The sequence below is a fragment of the Agrobacterium vitis genome (assembly GCF_013337045.2).
GTDB classification, from domain to species: Bacteria; Pseudomonadota; Alphaproteobacteria; order Rhizobiales; family Rhizobiaceae; genus Allorhizobium; species Allorhizobium vitis_B.
Genome location: NZ_CP118259.1, coordinates 1,069,249 through 1,092,684, shown reverse-complemented (window position 1 = coordinate 1,092,684; position 23,436 = coordinate 1,069,249). Strand labels below are relative to the sequence as shown.

The 23,436-nt window shown below is 57.3% G+C and carries 21 protein-coding genes; 14 read left to right on the top strand and 7 right to left on the bottom strand.

The window, feature by feature from the left end:
* Window positions 1-121 precede the first annotated feature (121 nt).
* Window positions 122-598, top strand: a complete 477-nt coding sequence (gene ruvX, locus G6L01_RS05070) for a Holliday junction resolvase RuvX (protein WP_070167198.1) — start codon at window positions 122-124, stop codon at window positions 596-598.
* Here ruvX and G6L01_RS05065 read toward each other — a convergent pair.
* The 4 genes from G6L01_RS05065 to G6L01_RS05050 form a co-directional block, all read right to left on the bottom strand.
* The gene (locus G6L01_RS05065; protein WP_070150373.1) at window positions 553-873 is read right to left on the bottom strand and encodes a DUF6105 family protein; all 321 of its coding nucleotides are present in this window, start codon (window positions 871-873) and stop codon (window positions 553-555) included. The genes ruvX and G6L01_RS05065 overlap by 46 nt on opposite strands.
* Window positions 870-1,085 carry a hypothetical protein gene (locus G6L01_RS05060; RefSeq protein WP_070167199.1) on the bottom strand — a complete coding sequence of 72 codons (216 nt, stop codon included), beginning with the start codon at window positions 1,083-1,085 and terminating at the stop codon, window positions 870-872. The genes G6L01_RS05065 and G6L01_RS05060 overlap by 4 nt, the downstream gene beginning before the upstream one ends.
* A 620-nt stretch (window positions 1,086-1,705) precedes the next feature.
* Window positions 1,706-2,137 (bottom strand): hypothetical protein, encoded by a 432-nt coding sequence (locus G6L01_RS05055; protein WP_070167200.1) that lies wholly within the window; start codon window positions 2,135-2,137, stop codon window positions 1,706-1,708.
* A gap of 76 nt (window positions 2,138-2,213) precedes the next feature.
* Window positions 2,214-3,857 carry an acyl-CoA dehydrogenase family protein gene (locus G6L01_RS05050; RefSeq protein WP_015915688.1) on the bottom strand — a complete coding sequence of 548 codons (1,644 nt, stop codon included), beginning with the start codon at window positions 3,855-3,857 and terminating at the stop codon, window positions 2,214-2,216.
* A 307-nt stretch (window positions 3,858-4,164) separates the two neighbouring features.
* Here G6L01_RS05050 and G6L01_RS05045 point away from each other — a divergent pair, with 307 nt between their 5' ends.
* Genes G6L01_RS05045 through dprA form a run of 4 tightly spaced genes read left to right on the top strand, consistent with a single transcriptional unit; the run spans window position 4,165 to window position 8,215 of the window.
* A complete protein-coding gene (locus tag G6L01_RS05045; protein WP_060715742.1) occupies window positions 4,165-5,121 on the top strand; it encodes an aspartate carbamoyltransferase catalytic subunit in 957 nt (318 codons plus the stop codon).
* Entirely contained in the window at window positions 5,118-6,410 is a 1,293-nt protein-coding gene (locus G6L01_RS05040; RefSeq protein WP_070167202.1) for a dihydroorotase, read from the top strand. Before G6L01_RS05045 ends, G6L01_RS05040 begins: the two co-directional genes overlap by 4 nt.
* 17 nt (window positions 6,411-6,427) lie before the next feature.
* Window positions 6,428-7,057, top strand: a complete 630-nt coding sequence (gene plsY, locus G6L01_RS05035) for a glycerol-3-phosphate 1-O-acyltransferase PlsY (RefSeq protein ID WP_070150376.1) — start codon at window positions 6,428-6,430, stop codon at window positions 7,055-7,057.
* A gap of 6 nt (window positions 7,058-7,063) precedes the next feature.
* Window positions 7,064-8,215 carry a DNA-processing protein DprA gene (dprA, locus tag G6L01_RS05030; RefSeq protein ID WP_070167203.1) on the top strand — a complete coding sequence of 384 codons (1,152 nt, stop codon included), beginning with the start codon at window positions 7,064-7,066 and terminating at the stop codon, window positions 8,213-8,215.
* A gap of 162 nt (window positions 8,216-8,377) precedes the next feature.
* On the opposite strand, the gene G6L01_RS05025 is transcribed toward dprA, so the two are convergent.
* Complete coding sequence (locus tag G6L01_RS05025) at window positions 8,378-8,584, bottom strand: hypothetical protein (protein WP_070167204.1); 207 nt, start codon at window positions 8,582-8,584, stop codon at window positions 8,378-8,380.
* A gap of 250 nt (window positions 8,585-8,834) precedes the next feature.
* Between G6L01_RS05025 and topA the strand changes: the two genes are divergently transcribed.
* The 5 genes from topA to rpmG all read left to right on the top strand — a co-directional run bounded on the left by topA (window position 8,835) and on the right by rpmG (window position 16,255).
* Entirely contained in the window at window positions 8,835-11,552 is a 2,718-nt protein-coding gene (gene topA / locus G6L01_RS05020) for a type I DNA topoisomerase (protein WP_070167205.1), read from the top strand.
* 98 nt (window positions 11,553-11,650) lie between these two features.
* The gene (gene rnr, locus G6L01_RS05015; RefSeq protein WP_337692732.1) at window positions 11,651-13,927 is read left to right on the top strand and encodes a ribonuclease R; all 2,277 of its coding nucleotides are present in this window, start codon (window positions 11,651-11,653) and stop codon (window positions 13,925-13,927) included.
* 157 nt (window positions 13,928-14,084) lie between these two features.
* Entirely contained in the window at window positions 14,085-14,540 is a 456-nt protein-coding gene (locus tag G6L01_RS05010) for a DUF983 domain-containing protein (protein ID WP_070167207.1), read from the top strand.
* Window positions 14,541-14,809: 269 nt separating this feature from the next.
* On the top strand, window positions 14,810-15,994 hold the full coding sequence (locus G6L01_RS05005) for an MFS transporter (RefSeq protein ID WP_070167208.1): 1,185 nt from the start codon (window positions 14,810-14,812) through the stop codon (window positions 15,992-15,994).
* Between the two features lie 93 nt (window positions 15,995-16,087).
* Window positions 16,088-16,255 (top strand): 50S ribosomal protein L33, encoded by a 168-nt coding sequence (gene rpmG, locus G6L01_RS05000; RefSeq protein ID WP_015915679.1) that lies wholly within the window; start codon window positions 16,088-16,090, stop codon window positions 16,253-16,255.
* A gap of 1,167 nt (window positions 16,256-17,422) precedes the next feature.
* Here the strand turns inward: rpmG and G6L01_RS04995 are convergent.
* Both G6L01_RS04995 and G6L01_RS04990 read right to left on the bottom strand, forming a co-directional pair.
* Complete coding sequence (locus G6L01_RS04995; RefSeq protein WP_070167209.1) at window positions 17,423-18,793, bottom strand: PleD family two-component system response regulator; 1,371 nt, start codon at window positions 18,791-18,793, stop codon at window positions 17,423-17,425.
* Window positions 18,794-18,971: 178 nt separating this feature from the next.
* Window positions 18,972-19,343, bottom strand: coding sequence for a response regulator (locus G6L01_RS04990; RefSeq protein WP_015915677.1), 372 nt, complete (start codon window positions 19,341-19,343; stop codon window positions 18,972-18,974).
* 335 nt (window positions 19,344-19,678) lie between these two features.
* On the opposite strand from G6L01_RS04990, the gene G6L01_RS04985 reads away from it, so the two are divergent.
* The 4 genes from G6L01_RS04985 to G6L01_RS04970 all read left to right on the top strand — a co-directional run bounded on the left by G6L01_RS04985 (window position 19,679) and on the right by G6L01_RS04970 (window position 23,422).
* Window positions 19,679-19,894, top strand: coding sequence for a DUF3572 domain-containing protein (locus G6L01_RS04985; protein WP_234891992.1), 216 nt, complete (start codon window positions 19,679-19,681; stop codon window positions 19,892-19,894).
* Entirely contained in the window at window positions 19,894-20,541 is a 648-nt protein-coding gene (locus tag G6L01_RS04980; RefSeq protein WP_070167211.1) for a hypothetical protein, read from the top strand. Before G6L01_RS04985 ends, G6L01_RS04980 begins: the two co-directional genes overlap by 1 nt.
* Window positions 20,542-20,663: 122 nt before the next feature.
* Complete coding sequence (locus tag G6L01_RS04975; RefSeq protein WP_070167274.1) at window positions 20,664-21,950, top strand: DNA polymerase IV; 1,287 nt, start codon at window positions 20,664-20,666, stop codon at window positions 21,948-21,950.
* A 236-nt stretch (window positions 21,951-22,186) separates the two neighbouring features.
* Window positions 22,187-23,422, top strand: coding sequence for a L,D-transpeptidase family protein (locus tag G6L01_RS04970; RefSeq protein ID WP_070167212.1), 1,236 nt, complete (start codon window positions 22,187-22,189; stop codon window positions 23,420-23,422).
* Window positions 23,423-23,436: the final 14 nt, after the last annotated feature.

The window sequence follows — 23,436 nt, the reverse complement described above, 5'->3', positions numbered from 1 at the left end:
AAAATGGTTTGCCCGCCAAGACATATGGCATAAGCAGCGCAAGAAAAGACCAAACCACTAGGATATCCCCGTATCCCCACGGTTTGGCATGAACACACTATTCACATTTTGAGAAACAGTTATGGCGACCCTTGATATCGAAGAATTGGCGCAAAGCCTGCAACCGGGTCAGGCCATAGCGGGGCTTGATCTCGGCACTAAGACCATCGGTCTTGCCATGTCGGATCTTGGGCGCCGCTTCGCCTCGCCGCGCACGGTGATCAAGCGGACGAAATTTACCAAAGACGCCGAGGTTCTGCTGGCTTTTGCCGCGAAAGAAAAAGTCGCCGCCTTCGTCATTGGCCTGCCGATCAACATGGATGGTTCTTCCGGGCCGCGTGTCCAGGCCACCCGCGCCTTTGTGCGCGCCATGGCCGAAAAAACCGACATACCCTTCGTCTACTGGGATGAGCGGCTATCAACAGTCGCGGCAACGCGGGCGCTGCTGGAAATGGACGTGTCGCGAGCCAAGCGTGCCGAACGGATTGATTCGGCCGCCGCCAGCTTCATTCTTCAAGGGGCGCTGGACAGGCTGTCTGGCCTTGCATCGACGCTCTGAAGCTGACGCGCTTTCCACCAGGCGGCAATCTGCTTGCGGCGGCGAAAAGCAACCAGGCTGAACAGCACAGTGCTATCGACGACGATGGCCCGCATGACCAGCGGCGGAATGCTCTCCGGCGCGATGCCCAGAACATTGCCATAGATGGTAAAGACCAGATCATGGGTCTGGCGGGTCAGCATGAAAAAACCGAAGCTCATGTCGTTAAGCGACAGATAATACCAGCTTCCCAAAAGCAGGATTGGCCCGGCCCAGAAGATCAGCAGATATTTCATGCCAGCCTCCCCTTGATCGAGAGGGAGTGGGCCGAGACGGACTGACGCGGCAGGAGATGATCGAAAAGATCATCCGGTGCCTTCAGCACCAGCCAATTGAGCGCCGCCATGACAGACAGCACCAATGCCGGCACCGCAATATCCAATGCCAAAACGGCAAAAAACGCCATCATGACGCCCAGTGCCACATATTTCCGAAGGCCAGTCATCATTACCCGCCCCTATTGGTTGCATTCACCAGCAGAGTTAACGGTTAATGAATGCCGCACAACGTAAACCTTTTATTAAGGTTAATTTTTAAGGGAGGGGCTGTGGATAGAGCGTCCCCTCATTCAAGGGGCCGCGAGATCAAGTATCCTATCCATTGAGCTTTGTTAAATTTTAGCTCGACAGCGCAATATCCAAAGGTGCTGTCGGGCAGCAGATTGACATCGAAGTCAACAGGCTATTCAAATTCGATTTTCGACGGTTCGATATCTGAACGATACACGATCCAAGCACGCTTGCTGATAGGCTCTCGCCTTAAAAATAGGGCATTTCCAGAACGGCTGATGCCATTCAGAAAGCGTTCCTACGATCTTCCATTCTCCCTTTTATCAAGCCAAGATCGCCAAAAATCATCTGACCCAAGGCGTGTTCCGGATGTATGCCTTCATAATCAGCCTCATCTGGATGCACTATATGAGGACCAAAAAACATCCAAAGAGCACAGTACCACGCGGAGCCGCCCCTGCAACGACACCTCTGGCATAGCCACCATTGCCCAAGGGCATTACAAATAAGCTCCCTTCATTGTAAACCAAGTTTTTAGACATCTCTCTTCGGTCAGGCTCTAAAATTTCCACTCAACACGTCTGAAATATTCCATTACCGATACGGCAGCAAATATAACAAATACGACAATGGCCAAAAGACGTGGCAAGCCGTCTAATTCCCCGCGGAAGAGAGCGTTAACAACTGTGTACATCATCATCCCTATTAAAAATGAAGGCGCCATCCATCGGGATTCCTGAGCCGAAATTCGCTCTTGGGTGTTTTTTGGATTATTAATTTTCACTAAAAACGGACTAACTTTGTAATCTACCGTTTTCGTACGAACCACGAACATAATAACCAGGCAAATTAATAGATACATCGGGAGAAAGAAGCCACCGGTGTAAAAGAGAGCGGATAACACTCCGGGCATATACAGGACGCAGATCAGACAACAATATCTCCAGCGCAACTGCGGAAACCCTTGAGATTCATTGCAGAGGTTATTCATTTTCCTCGTTTCCGTGTGCATTATTCCAAGGCACTATCAAATGAGATTTTCGCCGACGCGCAAAGCTGTAAACACGTCAATCCACCGCCGGATACAGCAAATCAATCAAATACCGGCTGTCGAATCGCGCATCGAGCACGCCGTAAGTATTGCGCCAGCCGCCCGTCAGGCGTGTCTCCAGAAAGGCATCAGCGATTTTGCCTGCCCCCATGCGGTAAAGCTCGGCGGCGGCGGCAGCCAGCGCCATTTGTTCGACCAGCAGGCGGGCCGCGCCCTCGTCGCGTTCGCAGAGCGCCATGGCGGCGCGCAGCACTTCGACGGTCTTGCGGCCGGATGGGCCGAGATCGCGCTCCAACTCGGCAAACACCATTTCGAACAGGTCCTTGCCGCGGGCGAGAACGCGCAATACGTCCAGCGCCATGACATTGCCGGAGCCTTCCCAGATGGCGTTAACAGGGGCCTCGCGGTAATGGCGGGCAATGGCGCGTTCTTCGACATAGCCGCTGCCGCCAATGCATTCCATCGCTTCATAGATCAGCGGCGGCGCCATCTTGCAGACCCAGTATTTCACCACCGGCGTCATTACTCGTGCGTAAGCCGCATCGGCGGGATTGTCACGGGCACGGTCGAAGGCCTCGGCCAGCCGGAAGGACAGCGCCGTAGCCGCCGCCACATCCAGTGCCATATCGGCCAGAACGCGGGTCATGATCGGCTGGTCCACCAGCTTCTTGCCGAATACGGAGCGGCCCCGCACATGGTGGACAGCCTCTGCCATCGAAGCGCGCATTATGCCCGCAGAGGCCAGCGCGCAATCCAGCCGGGTCAAGGTCACCATTTCCAGGATGGTGCGGATGCCGCCGCCCTGCTCGCCCAGCAGGAAGCCGAAGGCATCGGTAAATTCGACCTCGGAGGAGGCATTGGACCGGTTGCCGATCTTGTCCTTCAGCCGCTGGAACTGCAAGCCATTGGCCGAACCGTCTTCCAACAGGCGCGGCACCAGGAAACAGCCAACGCCCTCAGGCATTTGCGCCAGCATGACGAAACCATCGCTCATCGGTGCCGACATGAACCATTTGTGGCCGGACAGCCGGTAGATCCCCTCGCCTACCCGCGTGGCGGTGGAGATATTGGCGCGCACATCGGTGCCGCCCTGTTTCTCCGTCATGCCCATGCCAATGGTAATGGCGGATTTCTGCATGGCGGGGCGGTTGGAACTGTCATATTTACGCGAGAGAATCTTCGGCGCCCATTCCTTCTGCACTCGGGGCGAGCCCATCAGGGCGGCGACCGAGGCGCTGGTCATGGTCAGCGGGCAGAGATGGCCGCATTCAAGCTGGGCGGTGAGATAGAATCGCACGGCGCGGGCCTTGTGATCCTGGCCGCGTGCATCAGCTAAATTTTCCCAGACGGAGGAATGCAGGCCGGTCGCCATGGAGCGGCGCATCAGCGCATGCCAGGCCGGATGAAACTCCACCACATCCAGCCGCTCGCCGCGCGGCCCGTGGGTGCGCAGTTCCGGCGGATTGTGGTTGGCCATGCGGGCCAGTTCCTGCGCCTCATGCGAGGTTACATAGCGGCCAAGCGTATCATATTCATCGCGCAGGTTGCGGCTGAGGCCATTGGTAATATCGACCACCAGCGGATCGGTGCGAAAGGCGTTCACGCCGGACCAGGGCCTTGGCTGATTGAGTTCCAGCAATTTGTCTTCCGTACGGCTCATCCGCGTTCCAATTTTTATCTTTAGTCTTACAGCAATGCCGCAAATCGATCTTTGTCGATGGTCTTTAACACGTTTGCGCAGATTTGCGACAGCATGGGTCGGACCAACCGACCAAAACGGGGGACAAAGGCTTGCACGCCTCAAGCAGGCTTGCTCCTGATCATCGCAGTCTTTATAGACCGCGCGATCCCTTCGGAGTCCCCTGGTTCCATCGTGAAACCGAAAAATTCTGAAGTCTTTTATTATCGTTTGTCTTTCGGAAAACCGGTTGCCACTTTTCCCTGACAAATCCTAGGAGAACATGCGCATGGTCTTCTTTCCCCATCGCCATCTGATTGGCATCAAGGGCCTTACCGAAACCGATATTACCTATCTGCTCGATAAAGCTGACGAAGCGGTAAAAATCAGCCGCCAGCGCGAAAAAAAGACCTCGACCCTGCGCGGTCTGACCCAGATCAACCTGTTTTTTGAGGCTTCCACCCGCACCCAGTCATCCTTCGAGTTGGCGGGCAAGCGGCTCGGTGCCGATGTGATGAACATGTCGGTCGGCAATTCGTCGGTCAAGAAAGGCGAAACGCTGATCGATACGGCGATGACGCTGAATGCCATGCATCCGGACGTGCTGGTGGTGCGCCATGCCTCGGCCGGTGCCGCAGCCCTTCTGTCGCAAAAAGTCGCCTGCGCGGTGATCAATGCCGGCGACGGCCAGCATGAACATCCGACCCAGGCGCTACTCGACGCACTGACCATCCGGCGCGCCAAGGGCAAGCTGTCGCGGATCATCGTCGCGATCTGCGGCGACGTGCTGCATTCGCGCGTGGCCCGTTCCAATATTCTCCTGCTCAATGCGATGGGCGCGCGGGTCAGGGTCGTGGCCCCCGCCACGCTGCTGCCCTCTGGCATTGCCGATATGAGCGTCGAAGTCTTCCACGATATGAAGGAAGGCCTGAAGGGCGCCGATGTCGTGATGATGCTGCGCTTGCAGCGCGAGCGCATGGCAGGGTCGTTTGTCCCATCGATCCGCGAATATTTCCACTTCTACGGGCTTGATGCTGAAAAGCTGAAAGCCGCCAAGGAAGACGCCCTGGTCATGCATCCCGGCCCAATGAACCGAGGGGTGGAAATCGCCTCCGATGTGGCCGATGGGCCGCAAAGCGTCATCGAAAGCCAGGTCGAGATGGGCGTCGCCGTGCGCATGGCCGTGATGGAATCGCTGCTGATCTCGGACAATAACGGCCCGCGTAGCGAAGGAGTTGGCGCATGAACAAGCCGCTTGTCTTCAACAATGCCCGCATTATCGACCCGTCGCGTTCGCTGGATGAGGTTGGCAGCATTATCGTCGGTGCCGATGGCAGCATTCTGGCCGCCGGTGCCGATGCCCGCAATCAGGGCGCACCCGAGGGTGCCGAGGTCAGGGACTGCAAAGGTCTGGTCGCAGCACCGGGTCTGGTGGATGCGCAGGTGTTTGTCGGCGAACCCGGCGGTGAACACCGCGAAACACTGGCCTCCGCCGGCAAGGCCGCAGCGGCAGGCGGCGTGACCTCCTTCGTGATGATGCCGGATACCGATCCTGTCATCGACGACATCGCCCTGGTGGAATTCATCAAAAATGCGGCGCGGGAAAAATCGCCGGTCAATATCTATCCGGCCGCGGCCCTGACCCGTCGGCTGCGCGGCGAGGAAATGACCGAATTCGGCCTGTTGCAACAGGCGGGCGCCGTCTGCTTCACCAATGGCCGCCACGGGCTGGACGATACGCTTGTGCTGCGCCGGGCGATGACCTATGCGCGGGAATTCGGCGCGGTCATTTCGCTGGAACTGCACGAAAAATATCTCGGCAATGGCGTGATGAACGAGGGCCTGTTTGCCAGCTGGCTGGGCTTGTCCGGCGTGCCGAGGGAGGCCGAAATCATTCCGCTGGAACGCGATCTGCGCATCGCCGGGCTGACGCGGGCAAAATATCATGCCGCCAAGATTTCGGTGCCGGGCTCGGTGGAGGCCATCAAGCTTGCCCGCTCACGCGGCGCGAACGTTACCTGCGGCATTTCCATCAACAATCTGTCGCTGAATGAAAACGATATCGGCGAATACCGGACATTCTTCAAGCTGGCGCCGCCGCTGCGAGCCGAGGATGATCGGGTGGCGATGGTCGAGGCCTTGGCAAATGGCGATATCGACATCATCGTTTCGGCCCATGATCCGCAGGATGTCGATACCAAGCGCCTGCCATTTGCCGATGCCGCCGATGGCGCGGTCGGCCTGGAAACCTTGCTGGCAGCGGCTCTCAGACTGCATCACGCCGGTCAGGTGCCGCTGATGCGGCTGATTGATGCAATGTCCACCCGGCCTGCCGAAATTTTCGGTCTGGATGCAGGCACATTGAAGCCCGGCGCAAAGGCCGATATCGTGCTCATCGATCTGGACGAGCCATGGTTGGTTGCCAAGGAGACGCTGTTGTCGCGCTCCAAGAATACACCCTTTGAAGACGCCCGCTTCTCCGGCCGCGCTGTTGCCACCTATGTGGCAGGCCGTTCGGTATTTTCTCTGTCTTGAACGTATAGGAGCCGGCCATGCCCAGCCTCGATTACAGCCAGGTGACGATCACCGCCCTTATCGCCTCGCTGGCGATCGGCTATCTGCTCGGCTCCATTCCCTTCGGACTGATCCTGACCCGGATGGCAGGTCTGGGCGACGTGCGCAATATCGGATCCGGCAATATTGGCGCCACCAATGTTCTGCGCACTGGCAACAAGAAGCTCGCGGCTGCCACCCTGCTGCTCGACGCGCTGAAGGCAACGGCTGCGGCGCTGATCGCCCAGAAATTGTTCGGCTCCGATACGGTGCATCTGCCGGGCCTGCTTGGCGGCTTTGCTGCCTTTATCGGCCACCTGTTCCCGGTCTGGCTGGGCTTCAAGGGCGGCAAGGGCGTGGCTACCTATATCGGCACATTGCTCGGGATTTTTCCGTTGATGGTGCTGGTCTTTGCCATCGTCTGGCTATCGATTGCTTTTCTCAGCCGCTATTCCTCGCTATCAGCATTGGTTGCAACCCTTGTCATTCCGGTTGCATTGTGGATACTCGGTCAGCCGGAAGCTGCCATGATCACGTCTGCAATGACCGTGATCACCTGGGGCAAGCACAAGGCAAATATTGAAAGACTTATTTCAGGCACCGAGAGCAAGATCGGTAAAAAAGGATAGCACACAATGTCGGCAGGCGGTTCTGGACGCTCGGGGATCGCCCTGACGGAAAAACAAAGAACCGCCTGGCTGAGGTTGATACGTTCCGACAATGTTGGCCCGGCCACCTTTCGCGACCTGATCAACAATTTCGGCACCGCCGAACGCGCCCTGGACATGCTGCCGGAATTGTCGCAGCGCGGCGGCGCTACCCGCTCTATCCGCATCGCCACAGTGGCCGAGGCTGAACGTGAGCTGGAATTTGCCCGCAAATTCGGTGCGCGATTCGTTGGGATCGGCGAACCGGACTATCCTCCCGCCCTGCGCCAGATCGACGCGGCACCGCCGCTTCTGGCGATGAAAGGCTTGGGCAGTACCGCCATTCGCCCGTCGATCGGTATCGTCGGCTCACGAAATGCCTCGATCAGCGGCGTGAAAATGGCAGCACTGCTGGCACGCGATTGCGGCACAACCGGCTACACCATCACTTCAGGCCTGGCGCGCGGCATCGATGCGGGCGCGCATCGAGCAAGCCTGGACACCGGCACGATGGCAGCTCTGGCCGGTGGGCTCGACCGGCCCTATCCGCCTGAGAATGTCGATCTCTTGAAAGACATCTGGGATGGCAAGGGTGTGGCGATCAGCGAAATGCCATTTGGCTGGGAGCCCCGCGCCCGTGACTTTCCAAGACGCAACCGGTTGATTGCCGGAACCTCACTTGGGGTTGTAGTCATCGAAGCCGCCAGCCGCTCCGGTTCACTGATTACCGCACGGCTGGCCGCCGATTTCGGACGACTGGTGTTTGCAGTACCTGGCTCGCCGCTCGATCCGCGCTGTCATGGTACCAATGGATTGTTGAAAAACGGTGCGACGATCACCACCGAGGCCCGGGATATTCTCGAGGCGCTATCCCCGCTCAGCAGTATTGACTTGTTTTCCCAGCCGCAGGTGGAAGAACCGGTCTATGAAGAAAGCGAGACCTTCAACCAGCCGCCCGGAGAACACGATCGCAGCCGGATCATCGATGCGCTGGGCATAACGCCGGTCGAAGTCGATGATATCATTCGCCACACCCAATTGCCACCATCCGCTGTCTATCTGGTGATGCTGGAACTGGATATTGCAGGTCGCCTGCACCGGCATCCCGGTGGCCTGGTTTCGATTGTACCGCTGGATTAAACAAGGCTGCCTTAGGAAAAGTCGAAACCGGGTCGTCCAAAAAGATCAGCGAAAGCAATGGACGCGACAATCTGCCTGGCACGGCCGATGGGGGGAGGCACAACTGAAAACGTCTGTGTCGCGTACTCTGGCTCTATCAGAACAAGACAAAACCAAAGATTTTCAAAGCGATCTTTTGGTGTTTGAGATCATTCTCGGCGCTTTATGGCGGCGTTGAAGGTCGCCGGCCTCTTCAAAGGCCATCTCGATCAGGTAGCACAGCATTTGTGCCCCCTCCTTTTCGGCAACCAGCCGTAATTCGCCCAGCATCTGGCGCACATAGGCTATGCTTTCCCGGCTATGAAGTTCCGCTGCGCCACTGCCCGTCATTACGTGTTCCCGTCGTGGAAATACAACCTGAATATGTATATTTGCTACCTATGCAACATAGGATACAGAAATGATTTATGATTGCAATACCATTTTCATAAACTGTCGGTTGTGCAAACGTGTAATGGATAAAATGCATGAGGGGACTTGACCCCGGCGCAATCCCTGTCCATGTCGAACCATCGATGCTTGAACCCTCGCCAGAATCGACGCCATATGCAACAAACGGGGCCATGTTCAGAGAAACAGAATGAATGTAGTCGTTGTCGAATCCCCTGCCAAAGCCAAGACGATCAACAAGTATCTCGGACCGGGATATAAGGTGCTCGCTTCCTTCGGCCATGTCCGCGACCTGCCTGCCAAGGACGGCTCGGTCCTGCCGGATCAGGATTTCGAAATGCTATGGGAAGTGGACACCGCCTCTGCCAAACGCATGAAGGACATTGCCGATGCGATGAAGGGGGCCGACGCCTTGTTTCTCGCAACCGACCCGGATCGTGAGGGTGAAGCGATTTCCTGGCATGTGCTGGATCTCCTCAAAAAGAAGAAGGTGATCGGCGACAAGCCGGTGAAGCGCGTGGTTTTCAACGCCATCACCAAGAAGGCCGTGCTCGACGCCATGGCTGCCCCGCGTGATATCGATGGCGATCTGGTCGATGCCTATCTGGCGCGCCGTGCCATGGACTATCTGGTCGGCTTCAACCTGTCGCCCGTCCTGTGGCGCAAGCTGCCTGGTGCCCGTTCGGCAGGCCGGGTGCAATCGGTGGCGCTGCGGCTGGTTTGCGACCGGGAAAACGAGATCGAACGCTTCGTCTCGGAAGAATACTGGAACCTGTCGGCGCTGCTGAAAACCCCACGCGGCGATGAATTCCTGGCCCGTCTGGTGTCTGCCGATGGCAAGCGCTTGCAAGCGCGCAGCGTCGGCAATGGCGAAATGGCCAACCGGCTGAAAGACCTGCTCGACGGCGCCAACTATGTGGTGGAATCGATTGAGGCAAAGCCCGTCAAGCGCAACCCATCACCACCCTTTACAACCTCTACGCTACAACAAGCCGCCTCCTCCAAGCTCGGTTTTTCCGCATCGCGCACCATGCAGGTGGCGCAGAAGCTTTATGAAGGTGTCGATATCGGCGGCGAGACCGTCGGTCTGATCACCTATATGCGTACCGATGGCGTACAGATGGCGCCGGAAGCTATTGAGGCCGCCCGCTCCGCGATTACCCAGCAATTCGGCCCGCGCTACATGCCGGAAAAGCCACGCTTCTATTCCACCAAGGCGAAAAACGCCCAGGAAGCGCATGAAGCCATCCGTCCGACCGATTTCAACCGGACACCGGATCAGGTCCGCCGTTATCTCGATGCCGACCAGTTGCGTCTTTACGATCTGGTCTGGAAGCGTGGCATTGCCAGCCAGATGGCCTCTGCCGAAATCGAGCGGACTACCGCTGAAATCCTCGCCGACAAGGCCGGTGAAAAGGCCGGTTTACGCGCCGTTGGCTCGGTCATCCGTTTCGACGGCTTTATCGCTGCCTATACTGATCACCGTGAAGAAGGTGAAAAGAGCGAGGACGACGATGAAGATGGCCGCCTGCCGGAGATCAACGCCCGTGAGGCGCTGGCCAAGCAAAAGGTCAATGCCACCCAGCATTTCACCGAACCGCCGCCGCGCTATTCGGAAGCGACCCTGATCAAGAAGATGGAAGAGCTTGGCATTGGCCGGCCTTCCACCTATGCCGCAACGCTGAAGACGCTCAGCGACCGCGAATATGTTGTTATCGACAAGCGCAAGCTGATCCCCGAAGCCAAGGGCCGATTGGTGACAGCATTCCTGGAAAGCTTCTTCACCCGCTATGTCGAATATGATTTCACCGCGGATCTTGAAGAAAAGCTCGACAAGATTTCTGCTGGCGAACTGAACTGGAAGGACGTGCTGCGCGAATTCTGGCAGAATTTCTTTGCCCAGATCGAAGGCACCAAGGAATTACGCGTCACCAACGTGCTCGACGCGCTGAATGAGGCGCTAGCCCCGCTGGTGTTCCCGAAGCGCGAAGACGGCTCGGACCCGCGCATCTGCCAGGTTTGTGGCACTGGCAATCTTTCGCTGAAGCTTGGTAAATACGGCGCCTTCGTCGGCTGCTCCAACTATCCGGAATGCAATTTCACCCGCCAATTGTCCGCCGATGGCGGCACGGAGGCGGAAGCCGTCGGCAATGAACCGAAGGCCCTGGGTGAAGATCCCGCAACCGGCGAACAGATCACGCTTCGCAGTGGCCGCTTCGGCCCCTACGTCCAGCGTGGCGATGGCAAGGAAGCCAAGCGTTCGTCCCTACCCAAGGGCTGGTCGCCGACCGATGTGGATTTCGATAAGGCGCTGTCACTGCTGTCGCTGCCGCGTGAAGTCGGTCTTCACCCGGAAACCGGCAAGATGATGACGGCAGGACTTGGCCGCTACGGACCTTTCGTGCTGCATGATGGCACCTATGCCAATCTCGACGGTATCGAGGATGTGCTGACCATCGGCCTCAATCGTGCCGTCACCGTTCTGGCGGAAAAGCAGGCGAACCCCGGTGGCCGTGGCCGCGCAGCACCTGCCGCCCTGAAGGAGATCGGCGATCATCCCGATGGCGGCGCGATTACCGTGCGCGATGGCCGCTATGGTCCCTACGTGAATTGGGGTAAGATCAACGCGACCATTCCCAAAGGCATGGACCCGCAAGCCGTAACCATGGAAGAGGCAATTGCCCTGATCGTTGAGCGCGCCGCCAAGGAAGGCAGCGGCAAGACCAAGGCGAAACCTGCCGCCAAATCCGCCAGCGCAAAGAAGGCGCCTGCGAAAAAACCGGCTGCGAAAGCCGCCAAGGCCGATGCGGATGATGATGCCGCAGACGCCAAACCAAAGAAAGCAGCCGCCAAGCCGAAGGCGACGAAGCCCAAGGCAAAGCCCGCCGCAAAAACAGAGAAAGCCTGACCTTGAGCAAATCCCCGCGACCCGACACCCGCAGCCTCACCAACAGAACGCGGAAGGCGGAGCTTGCGGCGCAAAAGGCGGCGGACAAAAATGAAACGGTGATCATTCACGGGGCGGTGCCGCCCCGCGAGATCCTGATGCAGTTCATCACCGACAATCCCGACCGGGCCTCCAAGCGCGAAATCGCCAAGGCTTTCGGCCTGAAGGGCGAAGCTCGGATCGAGCTGAAGGAAGCCTTGCGGGCGCTGGAAGAAGATGGTCTGGTCAACAAGAACCGTAAGTCCCTGAGCCGACCCGGCGCGCTGCCGCCCGTGACCGTTCTCGACATCACCACCCGCGACAAGGATGGCGACCTGATCGGGCGCCCCGCCGAATGGCCGGATGAATTGGGCGCTGCCCCTGCGGTCTCCATTCGTCAGTCCAGCGCGGACCGCGCCAAGTGCAAGACGCCCGTTGGCGGGCTAGGCGACCGGGTTCTGGCAAAGATTTTCCCCTCCAAGGACCATATCGGTCCCGCCTATACCGCCCGGATCATCAAAGTGATCGACAAGCGGCGCGGCGCGCTTTTGGGCGTTTACCGCGAAATGGCCGGAGATGGCGGCGGCAGGCTGATGCCAATCGAGCGCCGCGGCGAGGAAATGGTCATCGAAGCGTCAGATGTCGGCGACGCCCGCGACGGCGATTTGGTCGAGGTGGAAGTCGGGCGGCTCTCCAGCCGTCTGGGTCTTGCCCGCGCCAAGGTTCTGTCAGTGATCGGCTCGGTGGCCTCGGAAAAAGCGATCTCGATGATCGCCATCCACGCCCATGGCATTCCGCATATCTTCCCGCAATCGGTGCTGGACGAGGCCGAGGCCGCCAAACCGGCCAGCATGGCGCATCGGGAGGATTGGCGCAGCTTGCCGCTGGTCACCATCGACCCGCATGATGCCAAGGACCATGACGACGCTGTTCATGCCGAGCCGGACCCCTCGCCCGATAATCCGGGTGGCGTGATCGTCACCGTGGCGATTGCCGATGTCTCCTACTATATTCGCAGTAAGTCAGCCTTGGACCGCGAGGCGCTGAAGCGCGGCAATTCGGTCTATTTCCCCGACCGGGTCGTACCGATGCTGCCGGAGCGGATTTCCAACGATCTCTGCTCGCTACGCGAGGGCGTTGACCGGCCAGCACTGGCCGTGCGCATGGTGTTTTCCCATGAAGGCCGCAAGGCAGGCCACACCTTTCATCGCATCATGATGAAGAGTGCGGCCAAATTATCCTACCAACAGGCGCAGGCCGCCATCGACGGCAACCCGGACGACAAGGCCGGACCGTTGCTAGAGCCGATCCTGAAACCGCTCTGGGCCGCCTATGCGATCCTGAAGCGTGGCCGCGACCGCCGCCAGCCGCTGGAACTGGACATGCCGGAGCGCAAGATCATCCTCAAAGCCGATGGCACGGTAGATCGGGTCTTCGTGCCCGAACGGCTGGACGCCCATAAGCTGATCGAGGAAATGATGATCCAGGCCAATGTGGCCGCCGCCGAAACGCTGGAAAAGAAAAAACAGCCGCTGGTCTACCGTATCCACGACACGCCGACATTGGCCAAGCAAGAAGTGCTGCGCGAGTTCCTAGCCACGATCGGCTTTTCGCTGGCCAAGGGCGGTAATCTGCGCTCCAATTCGTTCAATGGCATTCTCGCCAAGGCCCAGGACACGCCGCACCAGACCATCGTCAACGAAATGGTGCTGCGCTCCCAGAGCCAGGCGGTCTATAGCCCTGAAAATATCGGCCATTTCGGCCTGAACCTGCTGAAATACGCGCATTTCACCTCCCCCATCCGCCGCTACGCCGACCTGATCGTGCATCGGGCGCTGGTCGGCACGCTGGGGCTTGGCGAAGGCGGCATTACATCCGATGAAGAAGCGGCGCTGGCCGATGTCGCCGCCGAAATCTCCACCTTCGAGCGCCGCGCCATGGCGGCCGAGCGCGACACGATCAACCGGTTGATCGCCCACCACCTGGCAACACGGATCGGTGATGAATTCGACGGGCAGGTTTCCGGCGTCACCAAATCCGGCCTGTTTATCTCCCTGCCGCAATATGGCGCCGATGGCTTCATTCCGGTCTCGACACTTGGCCGCGATTATTTCATCTATGACGAGGCACATCAGGCGCTGACCGGCGAAAAGACAGGGCTTGGCTATCAATTGGGCGACAGCGTCAGCGTCAAGCTGGTGGAAGCTGTGCCGCTTGCCGGTGCCTTGCGGTTTGAAATCCTCAGCGAAGGCAAGAAAATGCCGACCGGCATCCGTTCCTTCCACAAGGCGACGCGGCGCGGCCGACCCGGCCCCGGCAAGACACCGGGAACCAGACCACCGCGCGGCAGGCGTTGAAACCGCGCGCCGAGTTCGTATATCTGGGCTTGGTATACGAAGCCCAGATATACGAACTCGGCGCACTTGTGCGCAAATGCCGCGATGAAATATCAACTTTCATGCCCCATCTTTGATCAAAGCCTATAGGATTTGATAGAAGTTCAGGAGGAACCGCATGTCTGTCAGCCAGTCTCCCCCCGTTATCCGCTTCGGCGGCGGCAAGGATGCGGTTCGCCCGCTTGGACGCTCCATTCTGCGCGGCCTGATGTGCACCTGTCCCGCCTGCGGCTCCGGTCGGCTGTTCAAGGCCTTCCTTAAGCCGGTCGACACCTGCGCAGTCTGCGACGAGGATCTTTCCCACCAGAGGGCCGACGATCTGCCGCCCTATATCGTCATCATGATCGTCGGCCATGTGCTGCTGGGTGGCTATATGATGACCGATCTGGTCTTCGTGCTATCGACCTGGGCGCATCTGGCGATCTGGACGCCGATTGCCGTCATCACCTCTCTGCTGATCATCCAGCCCATCAAGGGCGGCGTGGTGGGGCTGCAATGGGCGCTGCGTATGCACGGCTTCGGGGAAGAACCAGAGGTGATTGAGGACTACGACGAGCGCTATCCGCCAAAGTGACGGTTTCACCACCCCATATCGGATGGACCAGTCAAGCAGGGCCAAATCCGGTCAGGCCAAATTCTGGCATTCGACGTATTACGACAATCGAATAAGTAGTTTTTCTACATCTTGGCTTAAACCGGTTTCGATTTTTGCCGTTATGGAGTAAAGCCCCGGAGGATCGCTGGCATATTATGAAATGTAATCGGCCTTTGTTGCCCTGGCATGACGCCTTGCGCCGTTATCCTTCACCGCGCATTGCGTGCATTTTCTTCTGAGGACCTTCCATGTCTGACACCAGAGACCCTGTTACCGGACATCGCGAAGAGATCCACTGGCCCTCGCTGATTGCCGCCGTCTCGTCGATTTCCGCTGTTGGCATTGCCATCGGGCTGGGATTGCCGCTGCTCAGCATCATTCTGGAAAAACGCGGTATTCCCTCCACCCTGATCGGGCTGAATTCAGCCATGGCAGGGGTGGCGGCGATGATTGCCGCGCCGATCACCACCAGGCTCGCGCACCGTTTCGGTGTGGCGCAGACGATGATCTGGGCGGTGCTGCTGGCAGCGCTCAGTTCGCTCGGCTTCTATTACGCCGAAGCCTTCTGGATGTGGTTTCCCCTGCGGCTGGTGTTTCACGGCGCCACGACCACTCTGTTCATCCTGTCGGAATTCTGGATCAACGCCGCCGCCCCGCCATCGCGGCGCGGGCTGGTGCTCGGCATTTATGCCACCGTCCTGTCGGTCGGCTTTGCCGCAGGCCCCTTGCTGTTTTCAATTGTCGGTAGTGAGGGCGTGCTTCCCTTTGCCATCGGCGCGGTTGCCATAATGATGGCAGCGGTGCCGATCTTCGTTGCCCGCAACGAAAGCCCGGCGCTGGATGAAAAGCCGGAGATGCATTTCTTCCGCTATATCTTCCTGGTGCCAACCGCCACAGCCGCGGTCTTCGTGTTCGGCGCGGTCGAAGTCGGCGGACTGTCACTGATGCCCGTCTACGCGACCCGTATCGGCTTCACAGAGGCCCAGTCAGCCCTGCTGCTCACTGTGATGGGGGTTGGCAACATGGTGTTCCAGATCCCGCTTGGCATGCTCTCCGACAAGCTTAAGGATCGACGATTGCTGCTCGGCGCCTTGGCGACAGTCGGCCTGATCGGATCGCTGCTGCTGCCGCTGATTTCCCATAGCTGGATGGCGATGGCCGTCATCCTGCTGTTCTGGGGCGGCTGCGTCTCCGGCCTCTACACGATCGGCCTCAGCCATCTGGGTTCCCGACTCACAGGATCTGACCTTGCCGCCGCCAATGCCGCCTTCGTTTTCTGCTACGCCGTTGGCACGGTGGCCGGACCACAAGTGGTGGGTGCAGCGATTGACATGGGCGGAAATGCCGGTTTTGCCTGGTCGATTGCCGGCTTCTTTGCGTTATATGTGGTTCTTTCCGTCGCACGATTGTTTTTCAAGGGTGCGCGGGGTTGACTTTTCGGTGGCGATTTGTAGTTTCCGCCCAGATTTGCCGTGGGCCCTGAAGGTCGTCACGGCTTTGTGTTATTCATGTAAGGCAGGACGACCATGGCCAAGGCTACAACCATCAAGATCAAGCTGCTGTCGACAGCCGATACGGGTTTCTTCTACGTCACCACCAAGAACAGCCGTACAATGACGGACAAGATGACGAAGACCAAATACGACCCGATCGCTCGTAAGCATGTCGAGTTCAAGGAAACCAAGATCAAGTGATCCTGGTTCTTCGTGAGAAGATTGAAAAGCGCGCCCCATCCGGCGCGCTTTTTTTATGCCTTTTTGAGGATGGGCCAGCACACCACGCAGACCAGCTCTAAAAGCCGAGCCCGATACTGCCTGTGGCAATAGGCGTAAGGATGCTGTCGGCGCGAGCATCGTGAACCCGCGCATGGGCCCCGCAGGAGAGAGCGCATCGGAAACCATCCTGACCGTGAAACGCAAAACGCCGCCTCCTGGAAAAGAAGCGGCGTTGGAATGGGGGTCGGCGGGTATGCAATAACGGCACGAGGAACCGCTTGATAATCGCACACCTGCCGACCAACCCCACGACCCAGGAGATGCGGCGGACCTGAGCACCATGGGGTATTGGTTAAACCTGTTATTCGTCAATTTTTACTGCGTAATTCCTTAGATCCATAGAGATCGATGGATATCTTTAAGCAGCTTATAAAAACGGCATTTATGAAGAACCAAAGCGCTCGTGAAAACACAGCTTGCTATGGATGAACCGTAGTTGTCCCAACTATGCGCATGTGAAAGAAAAAATCAACATTTTCTTAACCGTTGCATCTTTTCGATGTCGGCATGGTTAAATTCTGTTCATTTCCTCTTGTCAAAAACAAATAGAATTAACATTTCAGAGAGGCAAGTATTTTCTACGAAAAACTCTCGATATCGACGCAAAAGCGTGGTTATCAAAAATTCGAAAAACATAATTTTCTATTGAAGCACTATTTCTATCCAGAACAGAGTAAAAAAATGAGAATATACCCTTATCTATTTATGGTATATTTTTTGTATTTTTAAAAGAGAATAGACATGTATCGAGCGCATCTACAAGCCTTTGGAAAAGTCCGGCCAAACATGGCTTTCCATGTTGGGGGCAAATTTTTGCAAAACCGTATCCTTGAATTCGCGCCTGCATGTAACGGAAAATCACGGCAGATGAATTTTTGATGACGCGGAAGAGCCAGCTCCGCGAGAACCAAAATACAAAGGCGCATTTGTGATATTTTGAATTTGTTCAAGTCGAGGATGCGTGAGCATCTTCGAGACCTGGTATTACAGCTCGGACCGGAAAAATGGAAACGGGCTTTCGGATACATCCGATGCACACACAAAAACGGAGAGCATCGCGCTGGTTCCAATTTTCTACACGGTGCCCTAGGCTGCTGCCAACACCACCCTGTTACGGCCTTCGGTTTTGGCCTGATAGAGCGCGCGGTCGGCCTGTCTTAGCAAGTGTTCCGGAGTGGCGATCTCATCGCCCACCGTGGCGATGCCAAACGATGCCGTAACACTCAGTTCGCCACCAGATTGCAACCGAAACGGTTTCTTCTCTACCATCTCGCGCAGGCGTTCAGCGACCGTGCCGGCCATCTCCTGCGACGTATCCGGCATGATGACCACGAATTCCTCACCGCCAAAGCGGCAAGCAAGATCGGCGCCGCGCACGGTGGCGCGAATACGAGCGGCAAACTCCCGCAGAACGTCATCGCCCGCCTCATGGCCATAGGTGTCATTGACCAGCTTGAACCGATCGATATCGACAAGACATACCGAAAGAGGCTGTTTGCGCAGGCTGGATCGCTCAAACAACACTTTGATATGAGTATCGAGATAGCGCCGATTGTGAAGGCCGGTAAGATCGTCAGTCACCGCCAGTTCGATGGTTTGCTGCACGCTGCTGCGCAGCCTGTCATTATACCGTTTGCGGCGCAGCTGGGTCAGCGTGCGCGCCAGCAGTTCATTGGTGTCTACCGGCCGGACAATGTAATCGTTGACGCCCAGATCCAAGGCCCGCACGATCAAGTGTTCCTCGCCTTGGTCGGCAATCAGCAAAATCGGAATGAATCGGGTGCGTTCCAGCGACCGCAATTGCGAACACAGGCGCAGCGGATCGTAATCCTCCAGCGTGCCATTGACGATCACCAGGTCGAAATTGCTTTCCGCCGCTTCAAACAGCGCGGCCTGAGCGTCGGACATCGCAACAACATCAGCCACAGGCTTCAACGCCTTGATGATGCGCTCCTGCGAACTGGCGCGGCTGTCGACCAGCAAGACTTGGCCGACCTCGTCCATACGTCCGTCCCCGAGATGAAGGTTGCTGTCTATGCCCATTTTCTGCGCCGTCTCGGCGCGGATGCGCAATTCATCGGAGAGAGTTTTCAACCGTACCAGGCTTTTGACCCGGGAGATCAGTTGTAGATCGTTAACCGGCTTGGTCAGAAAATCGTCAGCGCCAGCCTTCAATCCCCTCACCCGGTCCGAAGGCTGGTCCAGTGCCGTGACCATCACCACGGGAATATGGGCCGTGCGCGGGCTGGATTTCAGCCGCTCGCAAACTTCAAAACCATCAATGCCTGGCATCATGACATCGAGAAGAACGACGTCCACCTGGGTGCGGTCGCAGATATCCAGAGCCTTCAATCCGTCTTCGGCCGTCAATACCTCAAAATATTCCGCCAGCAGCCGTGTTTCCAGCAGCTTCACATTGGCAGGAACATCATCAACAACCAGAATACGGGCTGTCATCAGCCATCACCCCTTGAAGCAAGCCTGGCGCGCACGCGCTACCGGCTCTGCATGGACATTGCGCCAACCCGGCAGACTGGCGTTTCATATAAAATTCTGAGCGCCACGGTCCTTCAGGCATTTGCCCAGGTCTCACGACGATCTGCTATGGGGTTAAGACGCCCGCGCTACCTGCGCCTCAGGCGTCTCCCAGATAGGTCTTGATCGTTTCCAGAAATTTCGGCACGGAAATCGGCTTCGACACATAGGCCTCACACCCACCTTGGCGAATACGTTCTTCATCGCCCTTCATGGCAAAGGCAGTGACCGCGATCACGGGAATGACGTGCAACTCGCTATCCTGCTTCAGCCATTTGGTCACTTCCAGGCCGGAAACTTCCGGTAGCTGTATGTCCATCAGAATCAGATCGGGATGATGCTTGCGTGCCAGTTCCAGCGCTTCCATGCCGTTACGGGTCTGGATAGTCGCATAGCCCGACGCTTCGATCAGATCACGAAACAGTTTCATGTTCAGCTCGTTATCTTCAACGATCATGACCTTTTTCGGCATTTTCAATCCTTGCTTTCCCGCCCTCCATGGTGGATGACAGGAGTAACAGACATAAAGATTCATTCTTTTGTGAAATAGAATTTAGCGCGATTTGGTTGAGAAATAGGTAATTCCCCGGCACATTGCGACACAAGTCAGTCAAGACAATTTAACCGTGATAAACCAAAAATAACAACCGATTTAAGCGAGTTGACCGGGTGGAACGAGCTGCCGGACGAAACAAACTGAAATGGGCCTAGACTGTGCGAAACAAAGTGACGATCAAGACGGTTTCAGCAGAGCATGCCGAACAAACGGCGATTGCCGTGCTGGGTTGGCTGGCGAGTGAGCCGGACATGCTGGGACGCTTTCTGTCCCTGACAGGTCTGGAGCCTAAGCAATTGCGTCTGGCCGTCAATGACCCGGAATTTCTAGCCGGACTTCTGGAGTTTCTCATGCAGCATGAGCCGACCTTGCTGGAATTCTGCTCCGCCACACAGACCCGACCGGAAGATGTTATTGCAGCCTATCACGTCTATGTTCGGCCTGCACTTGATTCCGGTGAAATCTGATGGGTGAGATCGTTGACTTCAACCATGTTCGTCTAGTGGACCGGCCGTTGCTGATCAGCGATGTCGATGACGTCGTGCTGGAATTCCTGGTGCCCTTCGAGGCCTATCTCGACAGCCTGGGCCATCGTCTCTTGCCGAAATCGTTCCGACTGCATGGCAATATCGTGTCAGCCAAGGATCAGCTTGCGCTGGAAGATCAGATCGTCACGAATCTGCTGCTGACATTTTTCGAAAAGCAGGAAGAGTGGCAAACCCCGTTTGGCGATGCCGTGGCCGTGCTGCAACGCATCGGCAAGATTGCCGATATTGTCTTTCTGACAGCCATGCCCCCCGCCTTTACCGCCCAGCGACGCCGTCTGCTGGATCGGCTAGGGCTGGATTTCCCGCTGTTGGCCACGGAAAGCCCAAAGGGGCCAGTCGTGAAAGCCCTGCATGGAGACCGGCCCCTGCCCTTCGCCTTCATGGATGACATGGCCCACAATCTCCATTCCGTGGGAGAGCATGCGCCGGACTGCCTGCTGGTGCAAATCGGGCCGCAGTCAGAAATTCATCGCCACGCGCCGCCGCCTGGCCCCCATGTACTGCGTGCAAACGATTGGCACGATGCCAGCGAGCGCGTTCTCCGCCATTTCCAGGCGCGGATCTGATCCACTCCCGTCTTTTACATTTTCGGGGATTGGGGATTGGGGATTGGGGATTGGCAGGGTATCCACTTGCAGGCCTTGAAAACCCGGCTTATGGTGGCGATGTTCAACTTATGTTCTCGCCCATGTCTGCTGCGCCGCCACTCCGTTCCGGCTTTTGTCGTGATTGCCTTTCGCTACAGGCGGAAGGCAAGCGGAGATGCACGGCTTGCGGCAGCCCTCGCCTCGTCTATCACCCTGAACTGTTCAAGCTGACATTGGCCCATATCGATTGCGACGCCTTTTATGCCTCGGTTGAAAAGCGCGACAATCCAGACCTGATCGACAAGCCATTGATCATTGGCGGCGGTAAGCGCGGCGTGGTTTCCACCGCCTGTTATGTGGCCCGCATCCATGGCGTGCGCTCGGCCATGCCGATGTTCAAGGCGCTGGAAGCCTGCCCTGACGCGGTGGTCATTCCGCCGAATATGGAAAAATATTCCCGCGTCGGACGGCAAGTGCGGGCGATGATGGAGGAACTGACCCCTCTGGTGCAACCCCTGTCCATTGATGAGGCCTTTTTGGAATTGAAAGGCACAGAAACCCTGCACCACGCGCCACCCGCCCTTGTGCTGGCACGGCTTGCCCGGCGTATCGAAAGCGAGATCGGCATCACCGTTTCCGTTGGTCTCTCCTATTGTAAATTTCTGGCGAAAGTGGCGTCCGACCTGCAAAAACCACGGGGATTTTCGGTCATCGGCGAGGCTGAAGCGCTGGATTTTCTGGCGCCCCGCCCTGTCACCACGATCTGGGGCGTCGGCAAGGCCTTCGCCGCCACCTTGGAAAAAGACGGCATTCGCACCATCGGGCAATTGCAAACCATGCAGGAAAGCGACCTGATCCGGCGCTATGGCAGCATGGGCCAACGACTGGCCCGGCTATCAAAAGGCATCGACGACCGGGATGTTCATATCAATGACGCGGCTAAAAGCGTCTCCGCTGAAACCACGTTCTTTGACGATATTTCCCGCCGGGAAGACCTTGTTCCCCATCTGCGCAAGCTCTCGGAGAAAGTCGCATGGCGCTTGAAAAAGCAGGAACTGGCTGGACACACTGTTATCTTGAAGCTGAAGAGCGCCGATTTCAAACTGCGCACCCGCAATCGTCGCTTGGACGACCCCACCCAGCTCGCCGACCGGATCTTTCGCACGGGCCTGCAATTGCTGGAGAAGGAAGCCGATGGCACAAAATTTCGGCTGATCGGTATCGGCGTCAGCGATTTTGCCGATCCAAATCTGGCCGACCCACCGGATCTGGTCGATCCAGACGCCGCCCGCCGCGCCAAGGCGGAAGCCGCCATGGACCAATTGCGGATGAAATTCGGCAAGGGCATGGTCGAAACCGGCTTCACCTTCGGCAGCACTAAAAAATAGCCACTATCAAAGCATTGCCCGTCAACTTTGTGTGAGCGGCCATGCCGGGTAAGCAATCGTTAAAGATCGACGTTTATTTTAGGATTCGGCCCGCACGCGACTGCACCCTTTGTGCGTTTTATAAAACGCACGGCGGTATAGGCGTTTACCAACTGATTTCTCGGCACATCGTTGCTTACATGATCAGGCGACCTTTTGAAGGCCCAGTTTTTCCCGGTTTGCATAATGAGGGCACCATGACGGTCCGCACCATGTTTCGTTCGATGTTCCTGTCCGCTTCCGTGCTTGCGTTGAGCGCGACCCTATCGCAGGCCTCAGCCAGAGACGGCAGCGTATTGCAAATCATCGTGTCGAAACAGACGCAATCTCTCACGGTCTATGATGGAGAACGGATCGTCGCCTCTTCGAAGGTTTCGACCGGTAAGGAAGGTCATACGACGCCATCAGGCATCTTCTCGATCATCCAGAAGGCGAAATATCACGAATCCAACCTCTATTCGAATGCGCCCATGCCCTGGATGCAACGCATCACCTGGTCCGGCGTTGCCTTGCATGAATCAAACAGTGTGCCAAGCCGGCCAGCCTCGCATGGCTGCGTGCGCCTGCCAGGCCAATTTGCCCGTGAGCTCTACGGCATGACCCGGCTGGGTGCGCATGTGCTGATCAGCGACGCTCCGGTCACGCCAGTTCCTATCGAGCATCCGTTTCTGTTCAGCCCGGTGCAACAACAGCAAGGTCCACAGATCCTGTCTGACGCCCGACTGCGCGGTACGGATGGCACCAGCAGCACAGAACCGGTGGAAGTGGCAATGGCCGATCTGCCCCGCCCCAAACCCCAGCCCGCGATTGCCGGACAACCACCTTTGAGCCTGTTAATCACCTTCCGGGGTGAAACCGAAACCATTCATGACGCCCAACTTATCTTGCAAGACATGGGATTTGAGACCGGCGGTCATGATGGTCATGCCGGTCCTCTAACACGGACCGCCATCCAGGGCTTCAAACGGTGGAAAGGTCTGCCCCTGAAGGGGCCCCTTATTACGCCGACATTCCTGAGCGCTCTCTATCAAAGCGCTGGCAAGCCGATGCCACCCACTGGCCAAATCTATGTGCGCCAGGCATTCAAGCCGGTCTTCGACGCGCCTATTGTCATCGACCAGCCGGAAAAACCACTTGGCACGCATTTTTTCGCGGCGAACATAGAGAGTGCCCATGGAACGGTCGATTGGCAGGTAACCAGCCTTGAGCCGGCTCCGGCGGTCTCAAATTCGTCGATTGTCATCATTGGCAAGCCTCAACCAACCGCCCCCAATGGGTTGGATACGGTTCTCAATCGCATTCACATCCCGGACGACATCCGCGAGCGTATTGAAACGACCATGACGACAGGCACCGTGATGACGATTACCGACCATGGACTAGGCCAGGATACGGTTGACGGCACTGACTTCATCACCTACCTGCCGGGATAACGGCAATGCCGAAA